General features: G+C 72.2%; 13 protein-coding genes. 5 read left to right on the forward strand and 8 right to left on the reverse strand.

What is annotated here, in order from left to right:
* Nucleotides 1-110 precede the first annotated feature (110 nt).
* On the forward strand, nucleotides 111-2,483 hold the full coding sequence (locus tag ACI78Q_RS15625; protein ID WP_456924321.1) for a hypothetical protein: 2,373 nt from the start codon (nucleotides 111-113) through the stop codon (nucleotides 2,481-2,483).
* A gap of 205 nt (nucleotides 2,484-2,688) precedes the next feature.
* On the opposite strand, the gene ACI78Q_RS15630 is transcribed toward ACI78Q_RS15625, so the two are convergent.
* The 8 genes from ACI78Q_RS15630 to ACI78Q_RS15665 form a co-directional block, all read right to left on the reverse strand.
* Complete coding sequence (locus ACI78Q_RS15630) at nucleotides 2,689-2,997, reverse strand: hypothetical protein (RefSeq protein WP_456924322.1); 309 nt, start codon at nucleotides 2,995-2,997, stop codon at nucleotides 2,689-2,691.
* A gap of 175 nt (nucleotides 2,998-3,172) precedes the next feature.
* Nucleotides 3,173-3,568 (reverse strand): hypothetical protein, encoded by a 396-nt coding sequence (locus ACI78Q_RS15635; protein ID WP_456924323.1) that lies wholly within the window; start codon nucleotides 3,566-3,568, stop codon nucleotides 3,173-3,175.
* Nucleotides 3,569-3,951: 383 nt separating this feature from the next.
* On the reverse strand, nucleotides 3,952-4,788 hold the full coding sequence (locus ACI78Q_RS15640; RefSeq protein ID WP_456924324.1) for an alpha/beta hydrolase fold domain-containing protein: 837 nt from the start codon (nucleotides 4,786-4,788) through the stop codon (nucleotides 3,952-3,954).
* A gap of 220 nt (nucleotides 4,789-5,008) precedes the next feature.
* Nucleotides 5,009-5,782, reverse strand: coding sequence for an SDR family NAD(P)-dependent oxidoreductase (locus tag ACI78Q_RS15645; RefSeq protein WP_456924325.1), 774 nt, complete (start codon nucleotides 5,780-5,782; stop codon nucleotides 5,009-5,011).
* A gap of 88 nt (nucleotides 5,783-5,870) precedes the next feature.
* Complete coding sequence (locus tag ACI78Q_RS15650; RefSeq protein WP_456924326.1) at nucleotides 5,871-6,803, reverse strand: ABC transporter substrate-binding protein; 933 nt, start codon at nucleotides 6,801-6,803, stop codon at nucleotides 5,871-5,873.
* A gap of 126 nt (nucleotides 6,804-6,929) precedes the next feature.
* Nucleotides 6,930-8,063: an LLM class flavin-dependent oxidoreductase gene (locus tag ACI78Q_RS15655; RefSeq protein ID WP_456924327.1), complete on the reverse strand. Its 1,134-nt coding sequence runs from the start codon at nucleotides 8,061-8,063 to the stop codon at nucleotides 6,930-6,932.
* Between the two features lie 185 nt (nucleotides 8,064-8,248).
* The gene (locus tag ACI78Q_RS15660) at nucleotides 8,249-8,701 is read right to left on the reverse strand and encodes a MarR family winged helix-turn-helix transcriptional regulator (protein WP_456924328.1); all 453 of its coding nucleotides are present in this window, start codon (nucleotides 8,699-8,701) and stop codon (nucleotides 8,249-8,251) included.
* Between the two features lie 9 nt (nucleotides 8,702-8,710).
* Nucleotides 8,711-9,358, reverse strand: a complete 648-nt coding sequence (locus ACI78Q_RS15665) for a cysteine hydrolase family protein (protein ID WP_456924329.1) — start codon at nucleotides 9,356-9,358, stop codon at nucleotides 8,711-8,713.
* Nucleotides 9,359-9,779: 421 nt separating this feature from the next.
* On the opposite strand from ACI78Q_RS15665, the gene ACI78Q_RS15670 reads away from it, so the two are divergent.
* The 4 genes from ACI78Q_RS15670 (at nucleotide 9,780) to ACI78Q_RS15685 (ending at nucleotide 14,552) form a co-directional block, all read left to right on the forward strand.
* Nucleotides 9,780-10,970: a cyclase family protein gene (locus ACI78Q_RS15670; protein ID WP_456924330.1), complete on the forward strand. Its 1,191-nt coding sequence runs from the start codon at nucleotides 9,780-9,782 to the stop codon at nucleotides 10,968-10,970.
* Between the two features lie 487 nt (nucleotides 10,971-11,457).
* Entirely contained in the window at nucleotides 11,458-12,411 is a 954-nt protein-coding gene (locus ACI78Q_RS15675; RefSeq protein ID WP_456924331.1) for an alpha/beta hydrolase, read from the forward strand.
* A gap of 505 nt (nucleotides 12,412-12,916) precedes the next feature.
* Nucleotides 12,917-13,504, forward strand: a complete 588-nt coding sequence (locus ACI78Q_RS15680) for an SRPBCC family protein (RefSeq protein ID WP_456924332.1) — start codon at nucleotides 12,917-12,919, stop codon at nucleotides 13,502-13,504.
* A gap of 49 nt (nucleotides 13,505-13,553) precedes the next feature.
* On the forward strand, nucleotides 13,554-14,552 hold the full coding sequence (locus tag ACI78Q_RS15685) for a DMT family transporter (protein ID WP_456924333.1): 999 nt from the start codon (nucleotides 13,554-13,556) through the stop codon (nucleotides 14,550-14,552).
* Nucleotides 14,553-15,363: the final 811 nt, after the last annotated feature.

A 15,363-nucleotide genomic window follows, 5' to 3' on the forward strand; every position in this document is an offset into this window, starting at 1 on the left:
CCTGGTCGCGGGGTGCTGGCCGGGCCGTGCTGACCAGCACTCCGAGTCGCGCGGCGCGCTCGCCGACGAGACCGGACCGGCGCCGGCCCGGATCGCGACGTCCTACTCAGTTGGTTGAGCCGCCGGCCGCGGCGACCGATCCCAGCGGCGGGTTCGTCCGGGTGCGCGGTACCCGTGTGCACAACCTGCGCGACGTCGACGTCGACGTCCCGCGCGACGCGCTGGTCGCGTTCACCGGCGTCTCCGGGTCGGGGAAGTCGTCCTTGGCCTTCGGGACGGTGTTCGCCGAGGCGCAGCGCCGGTACCTGGAGGTGCTCGCCCCGCACGCGCGCCGGCTGATCACCCAGGTGGCGGCCCCCGACGTGGACGACGTCGGAGGTCTGCCCCCAGCGGTCGGGCTGCGTCAGCAGCGCGGCGGTGGGGTCAGCGACCGCTCCACGGTGGGCAGCCTCTCGACGCTGTCGAACACGCTCCGGTTGCTGTTCTCGCGCGCCCGCACGGCGGTGGAGGGCGCGCCGCCGCTGGACTCCGAGGCGTTCTCGCCGAACACGCACGCGGGTGCCTGCCCGGCCTGCTCGGGGCTGGGCCGCACCTACCGGACCACCGAGGAGACGTTGGTCCCCGACCCGTCTCTGAGCATCCGGCAGAAGGCGATCGCGGCCTGGCCGGGTGCCTGGCACGGCAAGAACCTCCGCGACATCCTCGGCGCCCTGGGGCACGACGTGGACCGCCCCTGGCAGGAGCTGCCGCAGGAGGAGCGGGACTGGATCCTGTTCACCGACGAGCAGCCGGTGGTCACGGTGACCCCGGTCCGCGACGCGACGACGGTGCAAGGTCCCTACGCGGGCACGTACACGAGCGCCCGCCGATACGTGCTGCACACGATCGCGACGACGAAGAGCGAGGCGCTGCGGCGACGGGCGCTGCAGTTCGTCGAGACGGTGGACTGTCCCGCGTGCGCCGGCCGGCGGCTGCGGCAGGAGGCATTGGCGGTCACCGTGGGCGGGTACGCCATCGACGAGATGACGGCGCTGCCGCTCGACGAGCTGGGCGCGCTGCTGACCGGCGCCGGCCTCGCCGCCCCGGTCGCCAAGGGTCTGGTCGAGGACCTGGTGGAGCGCATCGAGACGCTGACCGGGCTCGGTCTGGGGCACCTGACGATGGCCCGCCCGGTGCCCTCGCTGTCGGCCGGGGAACTGCAGCGGCTGCGGCTGGCGGCGACGGTCCGGGCCGGCCTGTTCGGCGTCGTCTACGTGTTCGACGAGCCCTCCGCGGGACTGCACCCGGCCGACACCGCCGCCGTCGTCGAGGTGCTCCGGCGACTGCGGACGGCGGGCAACTCGGTGTTCGTCGTCGAGCACGACATGGCCGTGGTGCGGCAGGCCGAGTGGCTGGTCGACGTCGGGCCCGGCGCCGGGGTTGCCGGGGGCCGGGTGCTGCACAGCGGGCCGGTGGCGGAGCTGGCCGGCGTCGCCGCGTCGATCACCCGCCGGTACCTGTTCGGGCGAGCCCCGGTGGCGCCGCGGCGGGCGCGCGTCCCCGACGGGCACGTGACGCTGCGGGGGCTGTCCCGCCACAACCTGCGGGGCATCGACGTCGACCTGCCGCGCCGGGTGCTGACGGTCGTCACCGGGGTGTCCGGCTCGGGGAAGAGCAGTCTGCTCGACGAGGTGGCGGTCGCGGCCGAGGGCGGCGGGTGGCGTGTCGTCCGGCTGGACCAGACCCCGATCGGGCGGACCCCGCGGTCCAACCTCGCCACCTACACCGGCCTGTTCGACGCCGTGCGTGCGCTGTTCGCCGCGACCGCCGAGGCGCGCCGCTGGGGGTACGACGCCGGTCGGTTCTCCTTCAACCGGCCGGCCGGCCGGTGCCCCGACTGCGAGGGGGAGGGGTACGTCAGCGTCGAGCTGCTCTTCCTGCCGTCGCTCTACGCGCGCTGCGCCTCCTGCGACGGGGGCCGGTACAACCCGGAGACGCTGAAGGTGACCTACCGGGGAGCGACGATCGCGGAGGTCCTCGACCTCACGGTGGAAGAGGCCGCCGGGTTCTTCCGTGGCGTGCCGGCGGTCGCCGGCCCTCTCGCGGCGCTCCGGCACGTCGGCCTGCACTACCTACGGCTCGGGCAGCCGGCGACCGAGCTCTCCGGCGGCGAGGCGCAGCGGCTGAAGACCGCCACCGAGCTCGCTCGGCCACGGCGCGGCGGCGCGGAGACCGTCTACCTGCTCGACGAGCCGACCACCGGCCTGCACCCGGCCGACGTCGAGATGCTGGTGACGCACCTGCACCGTCTGGTCGACCGGGGGGCCACGGTGGTGGCGGCCAGCCACGACCTTGCGGTGGTCGGCGCGGCGGACCACGTCGTCGAGCTGGGGCCCGGCGCTGGGCCCCGCGGCGGCACCGTCGTCGTCACTGGGCCGCCGGGTGCCCTCGCTGCACACCCGCACAGCCTCACCGGCCAGTATCTCGGGGCTGCGGGCGAGTGAACCGACTCGGCTTTCGCCCATGGCGGAGGTCGGGGCTGCGGGGTGTGACCCTCCGAGCCCTCACGCTCAGCAACGACCTCGAGGGTGGGGGAGAGGGCGCGTCCTGCGTTACGACTGAGGTGTCGGGAAGCACCTGCCGACGGTGCCGCCGGAGCGACTGTGTGTAGTCGACCAAGACCGCGTCTGCCGCCTTCACCCTGAGCGGCTACGACTGCTGATCGGCATTCGACCTTGACGCGATGGTGGAGTTGGTCCACCGCTGGCCGGCCACCTCGAGCTCGCGAACCTTGAGCGACCCGATCTCGATCTCCTCGGCGCGCAGTCTTCGGATCACCGCGTTGGCAATCGCGAGCCGGCCGACGGCCATCGCGCCGACTGCGGTCACCGCAAGAGCAAGAGGCCCCATCGCCGACGGCCCAAGGATGCGGGCGCCGACAGCCATTGCGCCGGTGACGCTCGCCGGCGTCGCGCTGGGGCCGGTCGTCTGGCGACGGATGGTGATGACCCTGGACATGGTGCCTCCTCCGGCACTCCGTACGACTTGGCAGGCCACGGTTGCGCGTTCGCGACGGTCGGGAATCGGTGGCCGGGCTGACTCCGAGCAAGAGCCGGGAACCGCTCGGCGCGCCTCCACCGCCTGTGCATGAGCGTGTGACGAAGAACGGGCGGCGCGGCGGCCGGTGACGCGATCACCGGGCGTCGGCCTCCCGCGGAGCCAGATCGGGATCGGCGGTCTCGGCGATCACCTGGACCAGGTCGTCAAGGGCGGCGGGGGACCGGATCCGCCGTCTCCGCGGGCGCGGGCTGCTGGAGCTCCTCTGCGTCCTGCAGAGCCGGCCGGAGACGACCGCGGCCAACCGCATGGCCCGGTCGCCGATGGGCTGGTCGTTTCGTACGGCCGCGTAGAGCACGCCCTGCGCCGTGCCGCGCACGATGACGAGGACGGCGAGGACGGCGGTGAGCCGCTCCTCGTCGACGACGACGCGGTCGTAGTCGTGGGTGATGGTCGTGGTGGTCGGCGACGGCGTCGCGCGGCACCCTCGAGTCGATGGTGACGACCGTGCGGCCCCGTGCGGTGGTGGCATTCGTTGACCTCAGCGACGCCGAGCGTGCAGTCCTGACGGCTCTCGGTGTGCGCACGATCGAGCTCGCCCGGGCGTCGTCGCGGCCCGGGGGCGCGAACTGGCTCATGGGCCGCCTGGAGGCCGAGCACCTCCTGACCCGCGGCTACCAGCGCATCGCCCACGCGCGGCTCGCCGAGGCCCGCGACGATGTCTTCCTCCCGCCCGTGAACAAAGCGTGCGCGACGCGTGCCGCGCCGCCGTTGTCCCGGACCCGGACGGCAGGTGTGAACGACTGGCATGTTGTCGTGCAAGGCGGATACACCAGATCGGGTCGTCGCCTTGACGCGTCCGGGCGGCGTGTCGAGGATCCTCGTGCCGCGCTGTCGCGTGATCGGCGCCGTCCGTCACTGCTCCTCGCACGAGGGCTGTCCGTCAGCACCGAGCACGGCCCGCAGGAAGCCGCTGACCGCGGCCAGACTCGCTGGCTCTTCGAAGGCGGGGTCCTCGTGGTTGGCCCCGTGCAGCAGCCACAGGCTCGCCTCGGCGCCCTGGGCGCGCAGCGCCTCGTACAGGCGGCGGCTGTGCTGGGACGGGATGAGGCCGTCGCTGTCTCCGTGGACCAGGAGAAAGGGCGGCGCTCCGGCGTGGGCGTGGGTCACCGGGCTGGCCGCGCGGGCCTCCTCCGGCCGGGACGCCGCAGCCTCCACGCCCAGCAGCCGCGCCTCGTGCGGCGGCTCCGGCATCGGTCCGCTCAGGAACGGCGGTCGCGGCCCCTCGGGGACGTCGGTGGCCATCCGGAGCAGGTCCGACGGGGCGAACCACGGGACGACGGCCTGGATGGACGAGTCACCCAGTTCGGCGTCCCGTTCGTCGTGGACGAGGGCCACCAGAGAGGCCAGGTGGCCGCCGGCCGAGGCGCCCCACGCCCCGATCCGGCCGGCGTCCAGGCCGTACTCGCCGGCGTGTGCCCGAAGCCACCGGATCGCTGCACGGACGTCGTCGAGCTGTGCGGGAAAGACAGCCTGACCGCTGAGCCGGTACTGGACCGCGGCCACCGCGACGCCCCTGCGGGCCATGGGAACGAGGCGCTCCTGGGCCCGGTCCGTTCGGGAACCACGCATCCAGCCGCCACCATGCAGCCACAGGCACAGTGGAGCGGGACGGGCGTCGGGGAGGTACAGATCCACCTGGAGGTCGAGCCCGGCCACCTCGGCGTAGACGACGTCGCGGTACACCGTCACCCCGTCGACCGGACGGTGACCCCCGGCAGGCTCACGCGGGTTGCCGGCCGAGGAGGGCGTCTCGAGAGGGGACGCCGGGCGGTCGGGCGTCGTCATGCGTGTCCTCATCGCTCAGGCTGGTGCTGTCGATCTCGTGACGGAGCCCCGCCGGCAACCCCCGGAACTGCCTCATCGGGCCGGACGGCGGCAGCCAGTGACGGGGAGTGGGACGGATCTGTGTTCAGACGAAGGTGACCCCGCCGTCGACGACCAGCGTCTGACCGGTGATGAAGTCGCTCCGGCGGCTACACAGGAAGGAGACCGTGGGCCCCAGGTCCCCGGGGACCATGGGGCGCGGGATGGCTCGTCTCCCGGCGGATGCGGCGAGGTAGTCGGGATCGTTGAGCGCGCGGGTCGCCTCGGTCTCCACCAGGCCGGGGGCCACGGCGTTCACCGTGATGCCGTCGACCCCCACCTCCCGGGCGACGCTCCGCGTCAGGGCGATCACAGCCCCCTTGGACGCGGTGTAGTGGGCGAAGTACGGGACGCCCATGTGCACGGTCGAGGAGGCCATGTTGACGATGCGCCCCCAGCCCTGCCGCTTCATCACCGGGTGGACGGCGCGCATCCCGAGCCAGACGCCGCGGGTGTTGACCGCCATGACCCGGTCCCAGTCCTCGACCGCGATGTCGGTGAAGGGGATCTTCCCGCCCAGGTCGTGGTAGACCCCGGCGTTGTTGACCAAGGCGTCGACGTGGCCGTGGCGTTCGACGACGGTGTCCACCAGATGGCTCCATGCCGCATCGTCACTGACGTCGGTCCGGACGGAGGACGCCTCGAGCCCGGCCGCGGTCAGTTCGTCCACGAGGGCAGTCCCGTCGGCCAGGTCGGCGACGACCACGACCGCGCCCTCCGCGGCCAGGTGCCGACACAGGGCGGCGCCGATACCGCGCGCACCACCGGTCACGACGACGACGGTGCCCGGGTCCACGGTCGCGGGGGATGGGTCGGTCACGGCGTCCTCCTGCTGGTCGTCCACGCTGTGGTGGTCACTCGACGGTCCTCCCGGTCGCCGTCGTCGACGACCGGCTGCGCGCGGCGTGTCACTCGGCCGGCAGGAGCGCGTCGAGGTCGGCTGGGGTCTCGAGGATCCCGTAGCGGGCACCGACCTCCGACATGTACTCGAACGACCCCCGCTCCAGTTCCTGCGGCCACGTCGCCAGGGTGATGGCGTCGGCGAGCTCGGGGCTCAGCTCGGTGTAACTGCCCAGGATCTCGCGCGCCTCCTCGGGGTTCTCGGAGGCGTAGGCGAACGACTCCTGCAGACCGGCCACGAAGGCCTCCACCAGCTCGGGGTCGGACTGCGCGATCTGCTCGGAGGTGAAGTAGGCGCCGATGAGCAGGGGCTCCTCCTGGGCCTCGGCGAACACGTTCGACAGACAGCGCGCCCCCTGCTGCAGCGCGATCGTCTTGAACGGCTCGACGGAGGTGGCAGCGTCCACCTGTCCGCCGGCGACGGCCTGCGGGACGTCGGGGTGGGCGATCTCGAGGAACTCGATGGTCGAGGAGTCGGCTCCGGCACGGTCGACGATGTCACGGATGACCGCGACGTTGATGTTGTTCAGCGTGTTGGTGCTGACCCGCTTGCCGGCCAGTTCGGCGACGGACTGGAGCGGGCTCCCCGGCGGCACCAGCACGCAGCCGAAGTCGTCCGAGGGGTCGCCGGTGGACGCGTTGCCCGGTGCGACGACGCGGATGGGGAGCCCGGCCTCCCGGCCGACCATCAGAGACAGGGTGTTGCTGAAGGCGAAGTCCTGCTCGCCACTCACCACGGCGGGCACCAGCGCGGCTCCGCCCTGGCCGGTCACCAGTTCGACGTCCAGCCCGCGGTCCGAGAAGAAGCCCTGATCGACGCCGAGGTATAGGGGGGCGACGTCCGCGATGGGGATGACGCCGACAGTGACCTGGCGGGGGGAGTCGACGGTCCCGGCGCCGCTGGCTTCGCCGTCGTCACCGCCGCAGGCGGCGAGCAGCACCGAGCACGACAGTAGGACGGTCAGGCGCAGACGTGACATGGAGAGCCTCTCGACGGTGGGCGGATCGCATGGCGTGTGGTGCGGGTGACGGTCGAGCTGGGGTGGAGCGGACTCCAGCGAAGGCGTTCAGGCGGTGCCGGATGTGGAGTGCGTGAGGACGGCCTCTCGCGCGCTCGCTGACCGGACGGCCGGGATGACCCGGTCGCGGAACAGTCGCACCGAGGAGAGCACCGAGTCGACGTCCAGGGAGCCCCACGCGAAGGCGCCGGCGAGGTAGTTGATCTCCCCGACGGTCGTCGCCTCGGCGACCTGGGCGGCGACGGTCTCGGGGGACCCGATGAACAGCTTGCGCTCGGCCACGAGCTGGTCGAAGTCGAGCGGGCCGGTGAAGCGGTCGCTGCCGTGCAGCCGCCACAGGTGGGTGAAGCTCTCGTAGTGGGCGTCGAACGCCGGCCGGGCGATGGCGGCGGCCTGCTCGTCGGTCGGGGCGACGAGGACGTGGCGCAGCATGCCGAAGCGCGGCGTCACCCCGGGCAGGCTGTAGCGGACGGTGCCGCGCTCGGCGGACTCCCGGAAGTGGGTGAAGAAGACCCGGCTCTGCTCGCGGACGACGTCCAACGGCGGGGACGCGAAGCCGAACCCGAACAGCACGTTGTAGCCCTGGTCGCCCAGCCGGGGGATCGAGGCGGCGTTGGACGACGGGTACCACAGCGGCGGGTGCGGGCGCTGGTACACCGGCACGTGCAGGGGGATCTCCTCGCCCGCAGCGCCCTCGGCGCCGGGGCGGCGGAACCGGCCGGTCTCCATCGCCTCGACGATGGCCGGGAACAGTTCCTCGAAGCGCTCGGCGGTCTCCGGCGCGCTCAGCCCGAACATGGCCGCCTCGATGGGGGAGGAGCCCTTCCCGACCCCGACGTCCAGCCGGCCGTGGCTGAGCTGGTCGAGCATGCAGATCTCCTGCACCAGCCGCAGGGGGTCGTACAGCGGCACGATGAAGGTGGTCGGTGCCAGCCGGATGCGCTCGGTCTCGCGCGCGGCGGCGGCGATGAACACCGACGGGGACGGCGCCAGGCCCAGCGGCGTGCCGTGGTGCTCGGCGATGTGATAGGTGGAGAACCCGCTCCGGTCGGCCTCGGCGAGCACCCGCAGCCGGGCGTCGTAGACCTCGGCGGCCGTCATCCCGGGGTGTGCGTCGATCCAGTCGAAGAGACCGAACTCGAGGTCGTGCAGGGAGTCCTGGTCGGCCGGCTGTGTGGACATCGTCGTGGCCCTCCTGGGTGGGGACATGGACAGGCGCGCGAGCGGTCGAGCGGGGCTCGTTCGGGCAGGGCTGCTGACACTGCGGCAGATGGACCGGCCTGTCAGCCGCGTCTCATCAAGGGCCCGTTGTGTGACGCGGCTCATTGAACAGGGTCGAAGGTTCGTACGTCAACAAATCTCCAACCTCACGGAGCGGCGATGAACTCCTCGAGGAGCTCGAGGAAGACGGTGGTCTTCGCCGGAGGCAACCGCTCCCTGAGCGCCTTGGCGAGTTCCTGCACCCGCGGTTCGACCGTTCCGTACAGGACCCGGCCACTGTCGGTGAGCCGCAACTCGAAGCGGCGGCCGTCCTCGGTGGAACGCTGCATGGTCAGGTGGCCGGCTGCCTTCAACCTGTGGACGACGGCGTGCGTGCTCGCCGGGTCCAGCGCGGTCAGTCGGGCGACGCTGGCCTGGTCGAGAGGCTCGTGGCGAGCCAGGGTCGACAGGACGGCGTACTGGACCGACGAGACCGGGCCGGGCACATAGCGCGTCCACATCTCGTTGTGGACCTGACTGGCCCGGCGGATCAGGTGGCCGGGCAGGTGGGCGAGGTGAGGGGCGACGGTCTGTGTCGCCCGATCTTCGCTGATCGCCACAGGTCGAGTCTAAGGAGCGCCGGCGGCCGACTCCGTGGGAAGGCCCCACGAGGCGAGCAGGTCGGTGCTGGTGACGACCGGCCCGATGGTGGCGGCGAACTCGGCGCAGGCGGTGGCCTGCGGGATCACCCCGACCGTGGCCGTCGCGTCGCCCACGAGCACGGCCAGGTGGCCACGGGACACCGCATCGACGCCGGTGGCCCGGACGCAGACGTCGGAGGTGAGCCCGACCAGCACCAGCGTCGGGCGGGCCAGCGCGCTCAGCACCAGGTCCAGCGGGGTGAAGGCGAATGCGGAGTACCGGTGCTTGACGAAGGTGAAGTCCTCGGGGGCGACCAGGTCCCCGTACGGCTCGGCGCCCCAGCCCCCCGCCGCCACGATCGGGTCGGTCTCGGGCTCGATGGTCGTGCCGCCCAGTCCTCGACGGCGCCACCCCGGGGTGTCGGTCCACCGCGAGTGTTGGGTGTGCACGTGCAGGACCGGGATGCCGGCGTTCCGTGCCGCCGGCAGCAGTACCCCGATCCGTTCGACGGCGGCCAGCGCCTGCGCGCAGTCCACCCCGCGCCGGCCGAGCGTGCCCTCGGGGTGGCAGTAGTCGTTCTGCACGTCGACGACGAGCACCACAGCCTGATCGGGATCGGTGAGAGCAGTGTCCAACGGGGCTCCAGCCCTGGGAGGGAAGCTGATCTCCGGGCACCCTATGTCAGCGGTTCGCGACTACTCGGCTGGATCGACCGGAGCCGCGACCTGACCGCCATCGCTGCGGGGCTCGAGCAGGGCCCTGGCAGCGGCGGCGGGCAGGGGCCGGACGGCGTTGCGGGGTCGAAGGGCTCGCCGAACTCGGTGGCGAACACGAAGCCGGTCTGCCGCCACGCCGCGCTGGCGAGCCCTCTCTCATCCTCGTGCTCGGGACGTTGGTGGCTTTCCGTGCGAGCGCTGCTGACGCTGCGTCGTTGGTCGGCGTCCAGCAGCCAGGGCTCGTCGAAGCCGTTCCGACGTCGGGGTGTCGGCGGTGACGAGTGTTGTCCGCGTCACACCGGCCCCCGTACGGTCGGCTCCTGCGTCCGGAGGAGCACCCATGCGTCCCGACCTCTTCTCGGCCCACACCACCCTGTCCCGCCGCTCCGCACTCGGGGTGGCCGGCGCGGCCGCTCTCGGCGTCGTTGGTCTGACCGGCGCGTCGTCGGCCGCTGCGGCGGGACCCGGCGATGCCATCGGCGGCGGCGACTACGACGATGAGATGTTCGACGTGGCTTTCGCCGAGGGCGGCGGCTGGGCGCCGTCTCGCTACGGCCCGACTGACCAGCGAGGCACGTTCAACGAGGTGACGGCCGGCAAGACCGCCTCCGCCCTGCGGCTGCTGGCCGACGGCTCGCCGGTGAAGACGTACAACCTGGGCGAGCTGATGACCAACGGTTTTCCGGCCTACCAGACCACGCCGCCGCGGGTGTACGAGCAGCGGCTCACGGTCCTCGGTTACGAGCCTCCCGCCGGCTTCGCCGAGGGCGGCGGAATCCTGCAGAGCACGGAACCGCTGGGCCCCAACCGGGTCAGCATCCACGAGGAGCGCTTCCCCCAGGGGCACACCTACCAGATCGTCACTCAGCTCGACGGGCTGAACCACGTCGGCGTCGGGCCGACCTTCTACAACGGCTTCCGGGGCCCGGACATCGCGACGCCCAGCGGGACGACCAGGCTCGGCAACGAGCACATGGGGCCGATCGTCACCCGCGGCATCCTGCTCGACGTGCTGGGCCTGAAGCTCGCCGAAGGAGCCAGCGAGGCACTGTCGCGCAGCAAGGACGGCGACCCGGTCCTGCGCGACAACTACCGGATCACGATCTCGGACCTGAGGGCCGCGGCGACTCGGGGCGGCATCCGACACATCGACCCCGGCGACGTCGTGCTGCTGCGGACCGGCTGGAACAAGATCGCTCGAAGCGAGCCGGAGCGCTTCCTGGCCCAGGAGCCGGGCATCTACCTGGCCGAGGGGCGTTTCCTGGCTGATCGGCGCCCCGCCATCATCGGCTCGGACTCCTGGGGGCTCGAGGTCCTGGGCAACCCGGTGGTGCAGGCCGCGTTCCCGGTGCATCAGGAACTGCTCGTCAAGAACGGCATCCGGATCGGCGAGGGCATCATCACCGACGAGCTCGCGGCGGACGGCGTCTACGAGTTCGTCTACCTGACGACGCCGCAGTACGCGAAGGGTGCGACCGCGGGCAACGCGCCGCCGGCCGCGCTCGGACAGCCGGGGCGCGGCCAGGGGTGACGAGACAGCGCGGCGCGATCGGCGCGGAGGGTGCTCGTGCCGATGGTTGCAGAGGGTCGGGCCGACAGGATCTCGAGCTGCGACCCTTGACCCAGCCGTCGGCCGCGGGCCCGCGGCCGTTCACTGGAGTCCATCGGCCCGGGTCGACCGGTGAACTCGCCGTGGATCTGAGGGCCGCTTCAGTGGGACTGGAGCGATCGGGCCGGATCGCGCACCGCCATAGCACCGGTCGTCGTCGACGAGGTGGACGACCTCCGGGGCGTCAGCGGCCGACGTCGTCGTGAGCCCCGGGCAGGGCCGGTCCCGAGGGACGAAGAGCACTGGTGCGGGCCAGGACGGGCCGGGACGATCCGCGCGAGGACCCCGGTGGCAGCAGTGCGAGGCCGACACGACCAGCAGCCACCGCGGCAGGGGCGGTTCCGAGGCGCAGGGATCGCGCTGCTGAGGCCCTCGTCAGCTCCCAGCACCCGACCGGAGGAGACTCGTCATGGCATCGACGTCCACGCGGGAGATCCGGGAGATCGAGGCCGCCAACGCCTCCGGCGAGACCCCAGTCGTCTTCATCCACGGCCTCTGGCTGCTGCCGAGCAGCTGGGCCAACTGGGCGGACCTCTTCCGGCAGGCCGGCTATGCACCGCTCACGCCGGACTGGCCGGACGATCCGGACACGATCGAAGCCGCCCGGGCGGAGCCGGAAGTCCTCGCCGGGAAGTCCTTGAGGCAGATCGCCGACCACACCACCGAGGTCATCAAGGCCCTGGACAGGAAGCCGGCCCTCATCGGGCACTCGACCGGGGGTCTGCTGGCGCAGATGCTCGCGGGCCGGGGCCTCTCGGCGGCCACGGTGGCGATCGACCCCGGGATCTTCCGCGGCGTTCTGCCGCTGCCGGTCGCCACACTCCGGTCGGCGGGCCCGTTCCTGATCAACCCGCGCACTCGCGGCCGGGCGCTCACGCTCACGTTCGACCAGTTCAAGTACAGCTGGGCCAACGCGCTCGACGAGAAGGAAGCGAGGGAGCTCTACGACAGGTACCACGTCGCCGGCTCCGGGCTCTCGCTCGTGCAGATGGGCAACGCGAACCTCAATCCCCGGACGGAGGCGACGGTCGACACGAGGAACCCCGACCGCGGCCCCCTGCTGATCATCGAGGGCGAGAAGGACCACACGGTGCCGTGGGCGATCGCGAACGCCGCCTACAAGCGGCAGCGGCGCAACCCTGCCGTGACGGAGATCGTGAGAATGCCGAACCGAGGCCACGCCCTCACGATCGACCACGGCTGGCGCGAGGTCGCCCAGACGGCGCTGGACTTCGTCAAGCGGTTCACCCCGAGCGGTCGTGCATCGACGACGTCGGTGCCCAGGGCGCGCGACGCCTCGGCGGACTCCGGGCTTCCCAGCGGCGCACCCGCCACGGAGACAGGGCGCACGTCCGGACAGTAGCCGCGTCATCTCGAAGAGAGGCTCCACGTCTCTCCTCGGAGCAGCGCACCCAACCGGCGGGCGAGGTGGCCTGCGGACGTCTCCCGCTCGGCGGTGGTCGACGCCACCGTCGTCATGGTCGCCCCGTGCGCTCTCCACGACGGCCGGGCCGGTGGGACCCTCGGGAGGGCGTCACCTGGCGCAACGAGAACCGGGTCCTCCCGGCTGACCAGCTGCGTGACGATGTCTCAGAGAGTCATGCCGGTCTCAGGGCACAGCTCCTCGTCCGACGCGAGCACGTAGTCGCCCGGGTCGGGTGCCTTGCTGCCGTTTGACCACCTCCACTTCTCCAGTACGTCGGCACTCCCGTGCTCACCGCGGGCGCGGACCGGGTCGCCCGCCGCCTGGGTCACCCTGACTGCGACGACGGGCCGTTCAGGGCCGGATCCGTCCTCCGGCCGTGCAAGACGCGTGTGGCACATGATCTTGGTCCTCCTCCAGGAGCGACCAGGGGCAGGATGGCCCGGTGGAGCGGAGCACGAGGATCGACGTCGGGGCCCCGGTCGAGCGGGTGTGGGAGGTGCTGCGCGAGGTCGAGCGGTGGCCGGAGTGGGCGCCGACGGTGACCTCGGTGCGGCGCCTCGACGACGGGCCGCTGGCCGTCGGGGCCCGGGTCCGGCTGGAGCAGCCCCGGATCCCCCCGACCGAGTACGTGGTGACCGAGCTCGAGCCGGGACGCTCGTTCACCTGGGTGGCCACCGGCCCGGGCGTCCGCACCACCGCTCGGCACCTGCTCGAGGACCTCGGCACCGGAGGCACGCGGGTCACGCTGGCGGTGGAGCAGGCCGGGCCCGTCGGGCGGGTGATGGGACGGTTCTACCGCCGGCTCACCGATCGCTGCCTGACCGCCGAGGCCGAGGGGACCAGGACGAGGAGCGAGGGGCGGGTGTGGCGTCCGGCCGTGCGCGAGACCGGGGAGGGTCACGCGGCACTCTCCGAGGTCCCAGCCGTCGGTGCGCCGGCATCGGTGCCGACAGGCGTCGGGCCCGAGGCGATGCTCCGCTGCTCGCGGACGGTCGCGTGCGGTTGCCGGTGCTGTTCCTACTGCCTGTGACCCCGCCTGGACGCCTCCGGCCCCCTCGGACACCGGGAGGTCGCGACCAGTGAGCGCTCCGGTGACGCGGGCGAGGGCGGTCCAGGCGCTGGACGAGCGGCCGTTGCTCATGCTGTGGATCGGTGTCGTGCTGTTCAGCCTCGGTCCGGTGCTGGTCGCAGGCTCCACCACGTCCGGTGCCGTGCTGTCCTTCTGGCGTCTGTGGATCGGCGCCCTGCTGCTCGGGGCGCTCACGCTGTGGCAGCACCGGGTACGGGGGACGCGTGGCAGCCGACGTGGGCTGGGGTGGACGGCGGCGGCCGGCCTGGCCTTCGGCGCGCACCAGCTGTTCTTCATGATCTCGATCAAGGCGACGTCGGTGGTCGACGTGACCCTGATGCAGGTGCTGCAGCCGATCCTCGTCGGGGTCCTCGCCTTCGTGGTCTTCGGCGAGCGCCCTGGCCTGGCCTTCCGCCTCTGGTCGGTGGTCGCGGGTGTCGGCGCGGCGCTGGTCGTGGTGGCGGGTACCACGGGACCGGAGGGCAACCCGGTCGGCATGGCGTTGGCGCTGGCGAACGTGGTGTGCTTCGCCTTCTACTTCGTCTGGTCCAAGCAGGCGATGGCCCACATCGGCGCGTTGCCCTTCCTGCTGGGGGTGGCGGTCGTCGCCGGACTGGCCGTCTCGGTGTTCGCTGCGGTGGCCGGGGAACGGGTCTCGGGCATCGACCTCACGGACCTGCTGATCGCGGCGGGCATCGCGGTCGTCCCAGGTGGCTTGGGCCACTTCCTCACGACGCACTCGCTGTCGCGGGTTCCGGCCAACGTGCCGCCGGTGATGCAGCTCGCCATGCCGTTCCTGTCCGGCGGGCTGGCGTGGTTGCTACTGGGTGAGGGCTTCGCCGTGATGCACGTGGTCGGTGGCCTGGTGACCGTGGTCGGCGTCGTGGGTGCCCTGCTCTCACCTGCCGACCGGCAGCGGTCGGTCAGCGAGCCCGGGGACCGGTCACGCCGGGGGGAGGCCCCGCCACGAACGTGCACTGGTGGCAGCAGCCCCGAAACAGGTGGGTGAGCGGGAGAACGGGCGTCACATCCATCTGCCCACCGCGGTCGTCCATCGCCCGACGATGCGTGAACGGCCGTCGTGGAGGACCCGTCGGGTGAACTCGGCGGCGGTCACGCCGCAGCCACCGGGACAGTCGGCCCCGACCGGCGATCCGTCGCGCCACCCCACAGCGGCGCAGCGACCACAGGTCGGGCACGTCTCCCAGGTGACTCGCTCGTTCGTGTTCATGGTGACGTCCTCCTGGTCGCGGAAGCCGCACGCGCGACCGGAGCAGGGGAGCGGCCGACCTCGGGTTCAAGTCGAGCGCGCTCCCGGTTCGCCGCCCGCGTTACCCGCCGTCTCTTGTGCACAACCACAGCGGAGGACCCGGCGTTGGGCCCATCGGTGAGGAGTCATCTGCGGCACCGCCGCGCCACGCATCACGTCGTGGCGCAGCACGACGTGGGGAAGCACGCGTGGGGAAGCAGGAGAGGGGCCCCGGGTGGGCCGTGCCACGGCACCGCCCACCCCGGGTGGCAGGTGCGGCTCGGAGCCTCTGGTCGCGGTACTTGCGGCCCCAGATCCCGGACTTGCCCGGCGCCAAGATCGAGTTCGGGTCGAGGGCGTCCTTGATGGCCTCGTGGAACGTCCGCAGCGCGCCGTCGCCCCGGTTGTAGGCGCCCATCACCTGGTCCATGAGGGCGTTGTGGGTGCGGTACTCGCCGTAGCCCTCGGTGGCGGCCTCGACGGTCCAGGCCGCCACCCCCCCCTGGGGCTTCACCCACCCCGGCCGGTTCGTGGGTCGGTACCCGGATCGCTACGGCGTCCACCCGGCGGA

Source organism: Geodermatophilus sp. SYSU D00705 (assembly GCF_054050135.1).

What these genes read in the sequence shown, in the direction of transcription:
- ACI78Q_RS15675 (WP_456924331.1), top strand. Translation starts at nt 11,458, where the DNA reads ATGGCATCGACGTCCACGCGGGAGATCCGGGAGATCGAGGCCGCCAAC.
- ACI78Q_RS15635 (WP_456924323.1), bottom strand. Translation starts at nt 3,568, where the DNA reads ATGCCACCACCGCACGGGGCCGCACGGTCGTCACCATCGACTCGAGGG.
- ACI78Q_RS15655 (WP_456924327.1), bottom strand. Translation starts at nt 8,063, where the DNA reads ATGTCCACACAGCCGGCCGACCAGGACTCCCTGCACGACCTCGAGTTC.
- ACI78Q_RS15670 (WP_456924330.1), top strand. Translation starts at nt 9,780, where the DNA reads ATGCGTCCCGACCTCTTCTCGGCCCACACCACCCTGTCCCGCCGCTCC.
- ACI78Q_RS15630 (WP_456924322.1), bottom strand. Translation starts at nt 2,997, where the DNA reads ATGTCCAGGGTCATCACCATCCGTCGCCAGACGACCGGCCCCAGCGCG.